A 14,011-nucleotide genomic window follows, 5' to 3' on the forward strand; every position below is an offset into this window, starting at 1 on the left:
AGATACATAAATTTTGACTACGTTCTGAAATTATAATTTCTTCTTAAAATGAATAATTCTATTTGCCTCCTGAAATCCAATATTGAGATGAAATCTTATAGAATCCGTATTCGTTAAAGTACAGTCACTTGCAAATTCCTTACATCCTTTATTTTTCGCCCATTCCTCACATTTTGTACAGAGATTTTTAGCAATATCCTTTAAACGATATTCCTCGTCGACAATAATCCCTTCTAAGAATCCAACAGGACTATATTTACAACCTTCAACGTAATCAAATCTGAGTGAACATAGTGCTAGACCTACAATTGTGTCACCTTCAACTTCAGTAAAAATTGCAGTATTTTTGCCATTCGTATATTTTTTAACTTCATCAATAGCTTCTTTATTGGTCAATTGGGGCCATAATTGTTTCATTAGTTTAGCCGTTTTTATAGAATCTTTTGTTATTCCATCCATATTGATGTTCCTCCGCAAATTACAAGCAAATGTTTCGAATCATGCTGTTACTTTGTTACTCATTGATTGATACCAATACCATCCCCTTCTACTTTTCGACTGTCTCAGATCGTACAAGCAGTGATGCTGCCTCAACATGATGCGTCTACTTGACTCAAAAGGTTTGGGGAATCTTTTGAGGATTAACTACGTTTCTCCAACAAGCTTACACATTCGACGTGCGTTGTTTTCTTTATTTGTACACTTTTTTTCTTCATCGGTTACGGAATTAAAACACAATTTATCATTATCTATTTTAGCATTCTTTCTTTTAGATTTGTAAGATTTTGCATCTTTAGTCGAAGAATCTCCCGTTTTAAAAATTATAGTTAACATTGCTGGATCAATTTCTCCATCAGAATTTATTCCGCCTACTATTATTTTTTCAACGATACTTTCAAAAATATCCTTGTCAAACTCCGTCAAAGTTTTTTGTGAAGTTAAAATTTCTTTAAAATTCTCTAATCTACTTTTTATATCAACTTCTGATTTTAAAGTTACTTCTAAGTTTACTTTTTCTTCTAAAAGTTTTTCTTTCTCAATTTGTATTTGATTGAATTTATCTTCATATACAGAATCACTTATTTTTCCATCTAGATTCATTGAAACTAATTTTTCTTCTTTTTTGTACAACGAATTTAATTTACTAACTATCTTTGTCAACTCCACTTTTAAGGTATCATCAGTAAGCTCTTCTTTTATAATTTCAAGAAAGTCTTCAGTTAGGTTATTATTTTCATAAAACAACTGTTGGTAGCTCTGTAAAAAAGCATTTTCTATTGCTTTTTCCTCTATTCCTTTACTATGAGTGCAATACTTTTTACCTCTCTTTATAGATGTTGTACAGTGCCAAATAATCTTTTTGTACTCTGAACTAGAGTGCCAACTTCTTCTAGACAGAACAGTACCACAAAAACCACATTCTAATCTACTGCTAAAAGGGTACATTCTTGAATATCTTTCTCGTTTACCTTTTATATTTGCTATGGTTTTTTTGTTTCCTGATCTCCGTAATCGAATTTCTTGCGCCTGTGTAAAAATTTCTGGACTAATTATCGCATCATGATTATTTTTAATGTAGTATTTATCTTCTTCACCGAAATTTATTAAACGTCTCTTACTAATGGGGTCAACAGTGAAAGTTTTTCCCATTAGAATATCACCTTTATACTTCTCGTTTTTAATAATTCCTAAAACTGTTGTATCTTGCCAGTGATCAAGACCTCTCGGAGTTTTATAACCTAGTTCATCAAGTTCTCTAGCTATTGCCCTACCCCCAATACCATCAATGTATCGTTCAAAAATATAACGTACTATCTTGGCTTCTTTTTCATTTATTGATATCGACTTTGTATCTTGATTATAGTCATAACCAAGACAACCTTGAAAACCAATAAGTTCTCCACGTTGCATCTTCATTTTTAAACCCTTTTTAACATGGGCAGATGTATTTTCAACTTCCTGTTGAGCCACTGAACTTAATATCGTCAATAGTAACTCACCATCCATAGTTAAAGTATCAATATTTTCTTCTTCGAAAAATACACCAATTTGTTTATCTTTGAGCAAACGAACATATTTGAGAGTATCTAATGTATTTCTAGCAAAGCGAGCAATGGCTTTGGTAATGATATAGTCTATTTTTCCATCAAGGCAATCTGAAATCAATCTTTGAAAATCTTGTCTTTTTCCAACTTGAGTTCCTGAAATCCCTTCATCAGCATAAATGTCAACCAAAATCCAATCTTGGTGCTGTGATATATACTCTCTATAATGACGAACTTGAGAATCATAGCTATTTTTTTGATCATCACTATCGGAACTAACACGACAATATGCTGCTACTCTCCTCGATAAAGAACCACTATTATCATTTCTTCTAGTTACTAAAGGATTTGCTTTTATAATTTCAACGTTGTTTGACATGGCTTAACCTCCTATTTCTCTGCATTTATTTTACCGCAACCAATAAAAAAGGTCAGCTAATTTGTGTATATTTTACGCAGTTTCAGCTTTATTTTTTCATATTCTTTTTCGCTAATAAGTTTTTTTAAGAATAATAGATTTAGCATCTCTAGCTCGACTATATAATTTTCTAAATTTGATTTCAAAAAATCACTTCCCTTTTATCTTTTATCAATCTCCTCCATGGCATGACTGATGAAGTCATCATAAGAATTTCACTTGCTGCTCTTTTACGTTGGCAGCCTGAACGGTCAGAAGTATCATTGTATATCATTTGTATCATGGCATATAAAGTATCGCTCTATTTTATTGATGGTTTTAATATCGCTCTTATCATGGCGAGCCATTCAAAACTGCTCCACAAATGAGGAAACTACCATTTTGGACTATTCAATTGTCAATGTGCTTTCTTAACCTACTACTTTTTGAAGTAATGGTCTTCTTTATTATCCACTCGACCTACAAGGTAGTCTAGACTCACCTTATAAAAATCTGCAAGTTTGATAAGGTCATTTATAGAGATTAGCCTGCTACCAGCTTCCATTTTAGAATAAGATGATCTTGTACAATTCAAAACGATTTTCGCAATATATTCTTGTGTCAAATCATCATCTTCACGTAAATCTCTAATCCTTTTCAACATTTGTTGTCTCCTAAAACTAGTATAATATAGTTATTTTCTTATTTTTAAATATGTGACAAATTGGCACATGAAACTATTCTATATATACTTTTTAGGAAACTGTTTACTCTAAATGTATCTCATTTTCCTCAATAGATTTCATATTTTGTTTTTTCTTATATTTCTTTATTGTTTTATTAAACATTTCAAATAAATTTATTGCTTCTCTATGTTGTTCCTTCAGTTTTTCAATTCTTCCTTTATAGAAGTATAAATCCTTCTCTATTATATCTACTGAACTTTTACCTTGAATACTATTTTCTAAATTGCTAGAACTATTTGTCGTATCATTCAACAATACTTCTTCTAAATTAGTTAAATCATTAATTTTATTTTGAACTTGTTCAATCATATTCTCTAGATATGATATTTGGGCAATGAAATCATTTGTTATATCTTCAAAATCATTCGGACTATTTTCCTCAGATATAAGAAAATCTAATTGTTCTATTTTTTCTTTAATTTTGCTAAGAGGAATTCTTCTATACATATACTGCGGTTCATACTGAACATTAAATTGCCTAATCAAAGTTTTACCTTTCATAAAGCGATTTTTTTCTGCTGAATCTTTATGATATACATAGTAAGAACTAGTTTCTCTGAGAAATACTTTAACTTTTTCTTCTTCCATATTGATTTGAATATTTGGTACAAAAATAAGTCCTTCTTGTCGGATACCAAACTGTACCTTAATGTAAATTCCATCGTCTACTACTTCTTCTATTTGATTAAGATTCAACTCTACTTCAAACTCATGAACAGTATCCCTATTTCTCTTGAAATCTTGATAGGATTTCCATAACACCTCTTCTGTCGGCAACTCTTTTTCTTTAATTAGCTTTTCTTTATTGTAAAGTTCAACTAAATTTTTATTATCTAAGACAAAAGTTTCATTTTTGTTATTAAAATAGTCTTGAAAATAACTAACACTGTACTGATTCGTTTTTCCCAATTCCTGTTCTGAAAGCTTAATCCCATTAAATTCAAATAGAACATGTTTTTCTTTCGGAATTATTTTTAAGTCAAAAAATTCTGCTTGTTGAATCAATTCATTCATATTCTTCATTTTCGGAAGTAGAAATTCTAAGATGTTTATAATTTCCCTTTGAACAAACTTTTGCTTAAAATTAGTTTCATTATAAGGTTGTTTTCTATTCAATTTATCATCACGTATGACTTGTTTCATATTTGAATCAGTCATAAAAAAAGTAACATGCTTGTGTCTAAAATCAATTTTTAAATGTAAAGCTTTTGCTTTTTTCCTGAAATCTTCAAAATTTTTCGAGTTCTCTATTAGAAAATATACTCGTTGTTTTATTTCATATTTGTAATTGGTTTTTCGATAAACTTCATACTGACGATGCGAATAACGATTTTCTATAATCTTTGCACCTGCAATTTTTGAGAGACGATCTGAAACCATTCGTAGATTACGTTCTGACTTATAATTCCATAGAAACTTTTTATCAGAATTCTGATCAATTGAATTTAAAATGATGTGATTGTGGATATGACCTTTATCGACATGTGTTGCTACGATAAAACGAAATCTACCTCCTGTCAACTCTTTAACTGTCTCATAACCAATCCGATTGATTTGTTCGGGAGTAAGATGGTCATCTGGAGAAAAAGACTGAATGATATGATGAGAATGAATTTTTCGTTGATTTACTTCTTGCCTATCATGACGAAATTCATAAAGACCATCATTACTTAAAAAATTATCATTGTACATCTTCACTAGTTCTTTATAACTAGGAAAATCTAAATAATTTCTCATACCAAAATCTGAAACTAGTGCTAGATTTTTTGTTTTACTTGGATTCAAAATATATTTGATTAGTTTACTACGATAATTTTTTCCATGAATCGCAAAGTGTTTAGTGATGACCATAAAATTTCCTCAATTTTTCAGATTGAATAAGAAAATCTTTCTCCACTTCTACTATTAACTCTTCTATACCTTTTCTCAATTCATTTAACTCAACTTCCGTTATTAAATTCGAATAATTTATGCTTCTGGCTATTTGATTAATATTATTTCCTATTCTTTTTAATTCAAAAATCAAATCTTGATAACCAGTTGTATCAATGGTGATGAAATTCATGCCAGGGTCAAGTAGGGTTCGTCGAGCATATTCTGAAAAAGATTGACAACCGCTTTGGTCGATACAATGTTTCAACTGACTCAATTCGCTATCAGACAGAAACACTTTCTTGAGATTGGTTCGGTAACGATGTTCCATGTACTCACCTCATGTATTTATCACGGAAGTCTTGGCTGAGGGGAATGGAGTTTCCAACTTCTTTAATCAACTCCTGTACGCAGGTTAAGAGAATAGATACATGATCTTGGGTAACTTGATGTTCGCACTGTGCCAATATTAAAACATCATGAACGTCACGACTGATTTGTTCTAGTTTTTGGGATTGCCAGAGGGCAAACCACTTTTCAGCAGTCATTTCAAACTCTTCCTCCAGCAATTTATTTCGAGCAAAGGGCGAAAAATGTTCAAATCCCTTATTTTTCATTATCACTTCAATCATTTCCAATTCATTTGCAGTTAAATTAACCTCTTTGCGAATGTCTCTGTATTGTTCTGACATACTATTTCCTCACTTTCATCAATGGTTGGACAATCCCCGACCCCGTATTAACCACGGGAAACTTGCAAAGACAAAATGTGTCATCTTGTAAGGCTTTGCGAGCTCAGATATTGTGTCCACAATATCCCAAAAATCATATCGCCTGCCATTTCAAACCTCACGGTTCAAAAAACAAACGATATGACAATGTGGTGGCTCCGCCCCCAAACCCCCAAGATAAATCTAAATTAAAAAAAGTATAACAAATACTTTTTGATAAAATTATCACAGAAAAAAGAGCCCTGTCGGACTCTTACAAATTAAAACAATGTCTCTGATATTCATACTGTCTAATACCACTACTGTCTTTGTTCATCTTGATAGAAAAAACAAAGTAATGATCACGACCGTCTAAAGATTTACTTTTGTTAAGTTTAAAATAATGTTTTTGAGACATAGCCATTGTGCGTAAAATATCATCTGTGATAAATGTTAATGGTATATCTAAAGCTGAATACTTGTAAAAATCTGACTCAAACTGTAAATAAGAATCTGAAAAATAATCTAGCTGTAATTTATCATCATATAATTCTTTACGATTCATGTAATTCCTCCCCTTCTATCTGTATATCGAGTATATCTTCCCATTTTAATCGAAGAAAACCAGTGTCTGATTTTATAGATATAAACTCTTTTCCAATCTCTTTAACAATACCTGATACTACTTTTCTTTGATTAGAAAACTTAAAAACAAAAGTTGCAGGGAATACATTCGTATAAAGTTGACGAACAAATAGAACTTTCTCTTCCAATGATAGGGAAATGGAGATATCTTCTTTATTTTTTTCTGCCCAAAGAGAACTGGAATGTTCTGATAAAAAGAAGCCCATCCACTTAGCCATGCCACGATCCTGATATACTCGGGCAGACTCAAAAGGTAAATAAGAACGATTCATCATTTTAGTCCATCTAATCCTCCAGCTGAATGACCACCAATGAGTTTGCTTCTAGCAATTGTTCTAGAAGCTTGATCTAGGGCATTACCTTTCAATAGTGAAGTGAACCCAAATTCTGTTCGAATAGCATCGATTGCGGACTGGAGCCTTTCTTCTTTTTCTATTTTCTCAATATCATCAAATAATGAAATCAATCCAAAGGATTCATCCACTAAACCAGAATAGTTAACCGCAACATTCCTGATAGCTCCTGAAGTATATTTAGTGTGAAATAACTTTAAAACGTAGTTTGTCAGTAGTGCTGTTTGATTAGTTGGTTCAATTTTCATTTGAGTATTGATAGAACGCTTTTGTTCCACTTTAGAGTAGCCTAGATGTATAGAAACTACTGTTGCTTTTTTACCAGATCTTCTCAATCTAACTGCAACTTGTTCTGCCATCTCACGAAGTATGATCTCAATATCTCTTTGTTTAATATAATCTTTTGGTAAAACTTGAGAGTTCCCTATCCCTTTTGACTTTGGCTTATAAGGTTTATGAACGTTGCTTTCGTCAATCCCATTGGCATGAAACCATAACTCTAGTCCCATAATCCCAAGCTCTTTTTTAATCAAGTCAGGATTAGCCTGAGCCAATTCTTTAATCGAAAAGATACCTAAATTATGTAATCTTTTCTCCATGCGATTTCCAATTCCCCAGAAATCTGTCATTTTAGGAATAGTCCATACTTTCTTTTCGACATCCTCATAGGACCAATTGGCTCTCATTGTCGGAGTCTTTTTAGCTTCATTATCAAGTGCCAACTTAGCTAATAAGGGATTGGCATTAGACATACCTACCGTTGAATAGATTCCTGTTTTTCTCCAAATCTTTTTTTGAATGGCCGCTGAAATAATATCTAATTTATCTTTCCTACTAATACTTTTATCAGGCACAAAATAATTTAATGAACTGGTTAAATCAATAAATCCTTCATCAATTGAGTAGGGATAGATATCGTCTGATGCCGCAAAATCTTGAAAGATTTTTTGAATATCCATATTGACAGCAATATAAGTATCCATTCTCGGAGGAACAATCACAGTTGATTTTGCCCATTCCTCTATATAACGAACATAATCTATCGTTGTCGGTAAACCTTGCTTTCTAGCATTATAATAAGAGAATTTGCGAGTCTTTACATCAAAAGGTAAATCATAGGAACGTCCAACGTTCGACTTTCCAAAGACCTTTTTAAACATAGGAGAGGAAGCAAGAATTAAACCAGCAGAATTATCTGCACGACTCATAACACAAAGCGAAGTCTTAAGTGGGTGTAATCCTCTATCTACACATTCTACACTTGCGTAAAAAGATTTCATATCAATAAAGGCAATGTCACTTTGAGGTTCGAGACTATAATCAAACCAACTCATACTTAGTCCTCTAAAGGCATAAAGTTCCCAACTATTTTCCCTATAATGCGAGGATTCTCATCATAAGGCGCAAACTTATCTGGATAGTTCCGATTGAGTGAAACTAATCTAAGCCCATTTTCTTCACGATAAACTTTCTTGATAAAGGTTTGACTGTCCCAATCTATCGCATAGATAGCCCCGTCATAGTCAAATCCTGTTTGCTTAATAAGGGCTACAGAACCATTTTTATAAGTTGGTTCCATAGAAACACCAGATACCCACGATGCAAAGTCATAATCAAATTGACGATTAAAATAAACTGTATCGTAATTACTATCATCAAAGTAAGCTGTTCCCGTACCAGCTGATAATTTTTCGTAAACTTTATAAGTAAAACGCTCAGGAATTTCTACAACCTTCGCATTCTGTTTGTTCAACAATTCTGTAGCATAATGAAGTGTTGCTTTTTGATTCTTTTTAGTTAGCTTGAGATAGGTTTCTACTATTTCAAACTCTGATTCAAAATATCGAGGGTCTACATTAAAAATCTCACTCAATTTGCTTAGATTATTTTGATTCGGTTTTGTTTTACCTGATTCCCAATTAAAGTATGAAGCTCTACTAATTCCTAAACTAGAAGCAAGTTGAGATTGAGATAAGCCTTGACTCTCTCTTTTTTCTTTTAATTTAGTAGGTGAAAACATCTCTTCTCCTTTGTAAGTTTATTAACTAACAAAAGAATACCATAGCTTCTTGAAAAAATCAAGAGTTTAATAACACCCAGGATTTAAAATAATCATAAACTACAAGAAATCATCACTGAAGAATGCTAAAACTTTTGAAAAAATTTGAAGAAGAAAATAGAGAATATAAAAAAGGATCGTTATTTTTTAATTGACGATCCAATAGACTTTATTTTAAAAATCTAACTCTACAAACCATTTCGATTAGTTAAATCTTTCAATCTTTCTTCTCCAGATTTAAGCATCTCTTTCTCCACTTGATTCCATTCTCCAAATAGTAAATCATGAAGAACGGTTGCCGCTGAAGTTGTATTTTCTCCTGAATCATATACACAACTTCTATCTCGTTGATACATTTGAATTCTTTCAAAGATAGCCAGTTCTTCCAATTGTCGTGTATTATCAACTAGATGATTAACAATGAAATCATGATGTTCTTTTGGAGTTGCGCGTGCTTGATTTGGATTGATAGCGTACAGTTCTTCGTATCGGATAAGGGTACTCAGATAAGACAGTTCAGGCTTTGTCGCAATTAAGGCTAATTGTACTTCATATCCCCTACTTTTCAAGAGTTGTGCTGTTTTCTTTGGAACATCAATTGTCCGTAAAGTTCCCTCAATCAAAAGATTGTATCCCAAATGACTCAATTCTCTTACTAAAGACTCTACCATTTTTCCTGCAAAATCTTTGGTGTATTCAACACTGTCTTTGCCATATTCTTGCTGCAGTTCTAAATAGTGTGGATGCTGAGAACGAAAACTATCACCATCTATGATAACAATATTTCCTTGAAATTCTTTCTGTTTAATACGATGAATTGTAGTCTTACCGGCACCACTTTGCCCTCCAAGCAAAATCGCTATAGGTTGCTTACTGGACTTTTTTCCTCTTGTCAGTGAGCGAATGTTCCGCTCTAAAGCATGTTTGAATTCACTATCGGTATAATCTTGGATTTCCATTAGGCTACCATCCGTTTTTCAGATATCTCTAACATACGTTCAATTCCATCCAAATAACCGCTATATCTCTCTATTTCATCAAAAGTTTCTACTAAATAGATACTCGTATGAATCAAGTCAGATAGATCATCACTCATTAAAATCCAAGGATTAGATTCATCATCAATGCTAATTCCCTGACTATCTTGATAGCGATAGAGTCGAGATAATAGATTAGAACCTCTTTCTTTCACAATTTCAATTTTTAAAGTCAATTCATAATCTTCAACTGGATTAAGCATTTTATCTTCTCCTACAATATCGACATAAGATACATTAAACTTCTGACAAATGATGTCAATTAATTCCGTAGAGACTGAACTCGTTCCATTTTCATAACGACTCAGACTATTTCGTGAAATACCTACAATTCGGGCAAAGTCGTCTTGTGTTAAGTCATGTGTTTTACGTAAGGATTTTATGTTCTTTCCAATCATGGCAAACTCCTTTATTTTTATAATTCAATTATAGCATAAAAAAGCATAATGCACCAAAATTGGTGCGTTATTGACTATTTTTCCTAAATCTCTCTAAATTCTTCTCCAATTGTTCCTTATGAAGTTGATTCTTAGCTTCTTTTAATGTGTCATCCAAAGTTTCTTCTCTGTAAGTTGCTTCTGTTTTTAGTTCTTCTGATCCTTGATCTGGAGTGAAAATGATATCTAGCAATCGGTCTATTTTTTCAAGATCTTGGACAGACATATCAGATAGTCTATGAATTAGCTTCTTAAATACATCACTATTGTCGTGGTTTTTCTTAAAAAGTTTTGTAAACATCTATAACCTCTCAAAAAAAGCAGCCTTTTAAGACTGCTTAGTGTAATTCGGAAATCGCATCATAAATGGACTGCAATTTCTTATTGTCTTTATTCTTTGTGTCGATCAACGTATGTAGCTCTTCAATTTTCTTTTGACTACTTTGAATATCGCTATTGTTATCCGCAATCAGCCTTTTAAGATGTTGCTGATAACTTGTAGTGATATCTGTCTCTTTTCCTGTTCTAACCTCTGTAACTTTGGGTTTAGAACTAGAATTTGATTCCGTCACAGGTGCTTGTTTGCGCTTTTGAAAAGCTGCTTCATAATTTACATCATTACCTCCTTGATGATTTCCAAATAAGGCCGCAATTTTATCTGGATCTTCTTGATTTTCTGATTTACTTTCTAATGGTTGATTAAAATTCCAATCTTTTGTCATTCACTCATTTCATCCTTTCTAAATTCAGAATCATCGAATTGTCTTTCTTTACCAAAGGCATGGTCAAGAGCTTCTTCAAAACTCATGTGACTAATGCTTTGACGCCTTTTGAACGTCGCAAACATCGCTGTCTCCAGTTGCTCTTTGTAAGCAGCGAGTTTTTCTGTCTCTCTTGCTACCTTACTTTCTTGCCTAGTGACCTTTTCTTCTAAGCGTTCAATAATGGTCATATACAATCCTCCTTCATTCTAATATTAGCTAAAACATCTTGATTTTGTTATCACAATTCTAAACATTGATAGGTTTGCCTTACTGGTTGATTCCCCAATTTCTCTTTTGCAGTCTCAATCTTAAATTGAAAATCTGATTTCTTTTCTCTAAGAACATCATTCCAGTCTATTTTTTCTTTCCCAAATTCATTATTAGGTAAATCCAGTTTAACAGGCAATCCTGCTTGAGATAACTTATCAGAAAAATCTTTTCCTGCATCATCACAATCTACCGCAAGTGTCAATAAATCAGGATGATTATCAAAATAGGTAGTGGTATCACGAATTGTATTGATCAAAGGCAATAACTTTGAAGGTGTTACTGTATCTAAAAATTCCAACTTCTGATTTTCTTCAGCTATCAGTCGTAAAGTTTGATAAGCGACAACAGACCTTTTTAATCCTTCCATAGATACCAAACGAACATCAGATAGACTTTGTTGATGAAGTTCGTAATAGCTCATCAAGTCGATGAACGATTCACAAAAGACCAGTCTATTTGGTTTACCAATGTCAAAGGATATTCCAATATGTCCATGGCTTCCTTTTAGAATCGTTTTTAACCTCTCTCTAGAAAGAGCGGGATTCTTATAAATCCCTTGTAGGCTTGCTGCCTGCAGTTTGTGACGATGATCAAAACTTTTAAAAACAATAACAGGTTCAACAGTTTCATTTGTTTTCCAACTGGCTTGTGCTAGCAAACCTTGTTGAATCATCTTTTGTACGATTTCTTCTGAGATTCCTCTACGTTCTGTTAAATAATATCTAGCCAGACTACAGCTAGAATCTTCTATTCTCTTTAAAGGATAATAAAATGGTCTATCTCTATTTTCTTGAACAGCTTCTTTTTGAAAAGGTTCTTCAGAAAGAAAAGTTAGAGCTTCTTTAAAGGAAGTTCCCTTAACAAGTCGAACAAAATCAATGACATCACCTTGAATATCTCTTGAAAACCATTTAAAAGTATTGGTATTCGAAAAAATTCGGAATGAATCGTGTTCAGGATGTTCATAGACACTGCTAGAAACTTGTTTAAAGGAGATACCCAAACGACTTGCTACATCAAGAATTGAAATTTGTTTACATTCTTCTATTTCCATGCAATATCATCATTTTGTCGTAGTATTTGGCAGTGATGGTATTGATGATGATTCTTCTAGAGTTTTGGGAGTGGCCTTATCTAAATCATCTAACCCAGATTTCCAAACCTGTACTTGGTTGACCAATAACTTACCTGGTATTTTCGAATAAGACAACTTAACCGTTCTAGTTTCTGTCTGATTGGTCTTTGATTGGTTGGCATTCTTTAAATCAGATACATAGGTTACATTATAAGAGACCATGGCAATAGCTTGATTCGTAGTCTGATTGACAAAGATATCAGCTTTTTCAAAATGATAATCCAAAATATAGTCCTTATACACTTGGTTCATGGCATCATTTTGACTTGACAATTCTTGAGAATAAGCTGATTCAGTCATATAAGGTTGAATACGTGTATTATTTTCTCCGAGTTTTTCTTTCGTATAATACTGTGTTAAAAATTCTTTTACAGTATCCGATGACAAAATGGTAGCTTTATCTTCTGCTTGTTTATCCTCTACAAGTTTAGCTGCAGCCAATTCAATCTCTTTGCGACTTTGTTTAGCAGTAGAAAGTTGACCAGCAGTATATCCCATCATGAGAATAAAGCTAGTTGCGGCTACTGCTCCAACACTAATTAAGGCTTTAGTTTTGACTTTATTTAACATCTTAGACCTTCTTTCTATAAAAACTAGGTCAAGAATAACAAAAAGAACTTGTAAGTTTTATCACACCACAACGAAAGGTGATTCCTACATTTCAGGCTCAAAATCATACAGTTCAGAGAAAAATATCAAAACTAGCTGTCTTCAGTTTATAATATAAATATGAACAAATTAAAAGAAGAAAATTTGAGAAGAGCTCTTTCTCATATTGAACGACATAAACAAGCCATAAATACAAGTAATAATAGTGAGGATAATGATTTTCATAAATTATTGCTCCAATTTAGCTATGAAGTATATGAAAGAATCAAGGCAAATAAAAAACCTTATCCGAATTTAGATTCAGATAAAGTCTTTTGACTATCTAAAAAGTTCACATTTTTTTCTTATTTATGGAGTTAATGAAGCGCCAACTGAATCCCAGAACCAACATCAGATTGATGAAAAGGTACACAACCGTAAAACTAGTTAAACCATGTTGTCTGATATCATCAAAATATAAAGTAGGTTCAGTAAAGAACAAATAAATTCCATAGACCTCCACGAAAATAAGAAAACTGATAAAACCAATAAGGAAAAGTCCACTGGCAATAAGAAAGAGTCTCCATAAAAGAATGAGAATTCCTCCTGCTGCTATAAAAATTACCGGGATAAGGAGTAAATCATTCATGACTTGTTCCTTCCTAATCAATCAACTGACGGTAATGGGTGGCAAGAGAGGAATCAAATTCCTCTAGCTTTTGAACTAAGTCCAAATAATCCTCTTTCTCATGATCTTCAAAGTCCACACCTCGGTGATTCTGAAGAGCGATTTCCAATTGACTAGTGAGTTCTCGTTTGGAAAAGCTGTAATCGCCTGTCACTTCCTCATAATGTTCCTTTAGCTCCTTGTAGGCTTGGTATTCTTCAGCTGTTTGAAATCCCTGTACCAAAGCCTCTTCTAATTGATAATAGGTATCTTCCATCATAATCGT

Annotated in this window: 20 protein-coding genes; 1 reads left to right on the forward strand and 19 read right to left on the reverse strand. The window is 32.7% G+C overall.

Annotated elements, in window-relative coordinates; translation table 11 throughout:
- Positions 1 to 30: 30 nt before the first annotated feature.
- From aac(6') to QM409_RS01295, 17 genes are all read right to left on the reverse strand, one after another.
- Positions 31 to 459, reverse strand: a complete 429-nt coding sequence (gene aac(6'), locus QM409_RS01215; protein WP_049544711.1) for an aminoglycoside 6'-N-acetyltransferase — start codon at positions 457 to 459, stop codon at positions 31 to 33.
- 186 nt (positions 460 to 645) lie between these two features.
- Positions 646 to 2,424, reverse strand: a complete 1,779-nt coding sequence (locus QM409_RS01220; protein ID WP_414304900.1) for a recombinase family protein — start codon at positions 2,422 to 2,424, stop codon at positions 646 to 648.
- 457 nt (positions 2,425 to 2,881) lie between these two features.
- Positions 2,882 to 3,106 carry a helix-turn-helix domain-containing protein gene (locus QM409_RS01225; protein ID WP_414304899.1) on the reverse strand — a complete coding sequence of 75 codons (225 nt, stop codon included), beginning with the start codon at positions 3,104 to 3,106 and terminating at the stop codon, positions 2,882 to 2,884.
- 103 nt (positions 3,107 to 3,209) lie between these two features.
- Positions 3,210 to 5,039 carry an SAG1250 family conjugative relaxase gene (locus QM409_RS01230; RefSeq protein WP_414302707.1) on the reverse strand — a complete coding sequence of 610 codons (1,830 nt, stop codon included), beginning with the start codon at positions 5,037 to 5,039 and terminating at the stop codon, positions 3,210 to 3,212.
- Positions 5,026 to 5,391, reverse strand: a complete 366-nt coding sequence (locus QM409_RS01235) for a MobC family plasmid mobilization relaxosome protein (protein ID WP_061706388.1) — start codon at positions 5,389 to 5,391, stop codon at positions 5,026 to 5,028. Before QM409_RS01235 ends, QM409_RS01230 begins: the two co-directional genes overlap by 14 nt.
- A gap of 4 nt (positions 5,392 to 5,395) precedes the next feature.
- On the reverse strand, positions 5,396 to 5,752 hold the full coding sequence (locus tag QM409_RS01240; protein WP_268707383.1) for an SAG1252 family conjugative relaxosome accessory protein: 357 nt from the start codon (positions 5,750 to 5,752) through the stop codon (positions 5,396 to 5,398).
- A 292-nt stretch (positions 5,753 to 6,044) separates the two neighbouring features.
- Positions 6,045 to 6,335 (reverse strand): DUF5960 family protein, encoded by a 291-nt coding sequence (locus tag QM409_RS01245; protein ID WP_001080184.1) that lies wholly within the window; start codon positions 6,333 to 6,335, stop codon positions 6,045 to 6,047.
- A complete protein-coding gene (locus tag QM409_RS01250) occupies positions 6,325 to 6,690 on the reverse strand; it encodes a hypothetical protein (RefSeq protein ID WP_000981955.1) in 366 nt (121 codons plus the stop codon). Before QM409_RS01250 ends, QM409_RS01245 begins: the two co-directional genes overlap by 11 nt.
- A complete protein-coding gene (locus QM409_RS01255; RefSeq protein WP_049499996.1) occupies positions 6,687 to 8,102 on the reverse strand; it encodes a Y-family DNA polymerase in 1,416 nt (471 codons plus the stop codon). The genes QM409_RS01250 and QM409_RS01255 overlap by 4 nt, the downstream gene beginning before the upstream one ends.
- 2 nt (positions 8,103 to 8,104) lie before the next feature.
- Complete coding sequence (locus tag QM409_RS01260) at positions 8,105 to 8,788, reverse strand: LexA family transcriptional regulator (protein WP_414302709.1); 684 nt, start codon at positions 8,786 to 8,788, stop codon at positions 8,105 to 8,107.
- Positions 8,789 to 9,015: 227 nt separating this feature from the next.
- Entirely contained in the window at positions 9,016 to 9,786 is a 771-nt protein-coding gene (pezT, locus tag QM409_RS01265) for a type II toxin-antitoxin system toxin PezT (protein ID WP_268707384.1), read from the reverse strand.
- Positions 9,786 to 10,262: a type II toxin-antitoxin system antitoxin PezA gene (pezA, locus tag QM409_RS01270; RefSeq protein ID WP_000579598.1), complete on the reverse strand. Its 477-nt coding sequence runs from the start codon at positions 10,260 to 10,262 to the stop codon at positions 9,786 to 9,788. The genes pezT and pezA overlap by 1 nt, the downstream gene beginning before the upstream one ends.
- Positions 10,263 to 10,329: 67 nt before the next feature.
- The gene (locus tag QM409_RS01275) at positions 10,330 to 10,602 is read right to left on the reverse strand and encodes a hypothetical protein (RefSeq protein WP_000494442.1); all 273 of its coding nucleotides are present in this window, start codon (positions 10,600 to 10,602) and stop codon (positions 10,330 to 10,332) included.
- Positions 10,603 to 10,639: 37 nt separating this feature from the next.
- The gene (locus QM409_RS01280) at positions 10,640 to 11,023 is read right to left on the reverse strand and encodes a DUF5945 family protein (RefSeq protein WP_002933294.1); all 384 of its coding nucleotides are present in this window, start codon (positions 11,021 to 11,023) and stop codon (positions 10,640 to 10,642) included.
- Entirely contained in the window at positions 11,020 to 11,253 is a 234-nt protein-coding gene (locus QM409_RS01285) for a DUF5965 family protein (RefSeq protein WP_000152419.1), read from the reverse strand. Before QM409_RS01285 ends, QM409_RS01280 begins: the two co-directional genes overlap by 4 nt.
- 50 nt (positions 11,254 to 11,303) lie before the next feature.
- Positions 11,304 to 12,389, reverse strand: a complete 1,086-nt coding sequence (locus tag QM409_RS01290; protein WP_414304898.1) for a DNA primase — start codon at positions 12,387 to 12,389, stop codon at positions 11,304 to 11,306.
- Positions 12,390 to 12,398: 9 nt separating this feature from the next.
- The gene (locus QM409_RS01295) at positions 12,399 to 13,040 is read right to left on the reverse strand and encodes a peptidylprolyl isomerase (protein WP_414304897.1); all 642 of its coding nucleotides are present in this window, start codon (positions 13,038 to 13,040) and stop codon (positions 12,399 to 12,401) included.
- A 159-nt stretch (positions 13,041 to 13,199) separates the two neighbouring features.
- On the opposite strand from QM409_RS01295, the gene QM409_RS01300 reads away from it, so the two are divergent.
- Positions 13,200 to 13,397 carry a hypothetical protein gene (locus QM409_RS01300; protein ID WP_004249782.1) on the forward strand — a complete coding sequence of 66 codons (198 nt, stop codon included), beginning with the start codon at positions 13,200 to 13,202 and terminating at the stop codon, positions 13,395 to 13,397.
- Between the two features lie 13 nt (positions 13,398 to 13,410).
- Here QM409_RS01300 and QM409_RS01305 read toward each other — a convergent pair whose 3' ends face one another.
- Positions 13,411 to 13,707: a DUF5966 family protein gene (locus QM409_RS01305; RefSeq protein ID WP_125328481.1), complete on the reverse strand. Its 297-nt coding sequence runs from the start codon at positions 13,705 to 13,707 to the stop codon at positions 13,411 to 13,413.
- A 13-nt stretch (positions 13,708 to 13,720) separates the two neighbouring features.
- Positions 13,721 to 14,005 (reverse strand): DUF5962 family protein, encoded by a 285-nt coding sequence (locus tag QM409_RS01310; protein WP_037619224.1) that lies wholly within the window; start codon positions 14,003 to 14,005, stop codon positions 13,721 to 13,723.
- Between the last annotated feature and the right edge of the window lie 6 nt (positions 14,006 to 14,011).

The organism is Streptococcus mitis (assembly GCF_047465045.1).
GTDB classification, from domain to species: Bacteria; Bacillota; Bacilli; order Lactobacillales; family Streptococcaceae; genus Streptococcus; species Streptococcus mitis_DT.